This is a genomic window from Methylobacterium cerastii (assembly GCF_022179125.1).
Classification (GTDB): Bacteria; Pseudomonadota; Alphaproteobacteria; order Rhizobiales; family Beijerinckiaceae; genus Methylobacterium; species Methylobacterium cerastii.
In genome coordinates, this window is record NZ_BPQG01000101.1 from 1 (window position 1) to 1,193 (window position 1,193).

General features: G+C 67.7%; 1 protein-coding gene. It reads right to left on the bottom strand.

Annotated elements, in window-relative coordinates; genetic code table 11:
* On the bottom strand, positions 1 to 1,190 hold a 1,190-nt coding region (gene tuf, locus MFF13_RS24330; protein ID WP_147765408.1), incomplete at its 3' end, for an elongation factor Tu.
* Positions 1,191 to 1,193: the final 3 nt, after the last annotated feature.

Genomic DNA, 1,193 nt, shown 5'->3' on the forward strand with positions numbered 1-1,193 from the left:
TACGCGTTGATGGCGGCGACGACGCCGGCGCCGACGGTGCGTCCGCCTTCGCGGATGGCGAAGCGCAGCTTCTCCTCCATGGCCACCGGCACGATCAGCGTGACGTCCATGGTCACGTTGTCGCCCGGCATCACCATCTCGGTGCCTTCCGGCAGCACGCAGACGCCGGTGACGTCGGTGGTGCGGAAGTAGAACTGCGGCCGGTAGTTGGTGAAGAACGGCGTGTGGCGGCCGCCCTCCTCCTTGGTCAGGATGTAGGCCTCGGCCTTGAACTTGGTGTGGGGCTTCACCGAACCCGGCTTGCACACGACCTGGCCGCGCTCCACGTCCTCGCGCTTGGTGCCGCGCAGCAGCACGCCGACGTTGTCGCCCGCCTGGCCCTGGTCGAGCAGCTTGCGGAACATCTCGACGCCCGTGACCGTCGTGGTCTGGGTGTCGCGGATGCCCACGATCTCCACCGTCTCGCCGACCTTGACGATGCCGCGCTCGACGCGACCCGTCACCACCGTGCCGCGGCCCGAGATCGAGAACACGTCCTCGATCGGCATCAGGAACGGCATGTCGATCGGACGCTCCGGCTGCGGGATGTAGTCGTCGACCGTCTTCATCAGCGCCAGCACCGCGTCGTGCCCGACCGCCTTGTCGCCGTTGTCGAGCGCGACCTTGGCCGAGCCCTTGGTGATCGGGATGTCGTCGCCGGGGAAGTCGTACTTCGACAGCAGCTCGCGCACCTCCATCTCGACGAGCTCGAGCAGCTCGGCGTCGTCGACGAGGTCGACCTTGTTCAGGAACACCACCAGCGCCGGCACGCCGACCTGGCGGGCGAGCAGGATGTGCTCGCGGGTCTGCGGCATCGGGCCGTCGGCCGCCGACACCACCAGGATCGCGCCGTCCATCTGCGCGGCGCCCGTGATCATGTTCTTCACGTAGTCGGCGTGCCCGGGGCAGTCGACGTGCGCGTAGTGCCGGTTGGCCGTCTCGTACTCGACGTGCGCCGTCGAGATCGTGATCCCGCGCGCCTTCTCCTCGGGTGCCTTGTCGATCTGGTCGTAGGCCGTGAACGTCGCCCCGCCGGACTCCGCCAGGACCTTCGTGATCGCCGCCGTCAGCGACGTCTTGCCGTGGTCGACGTGACCGATCGTGCCGATGTTGCAGTGCGGCTTCGTGCGGGCAAACTTCTCTTTGGCCATGGT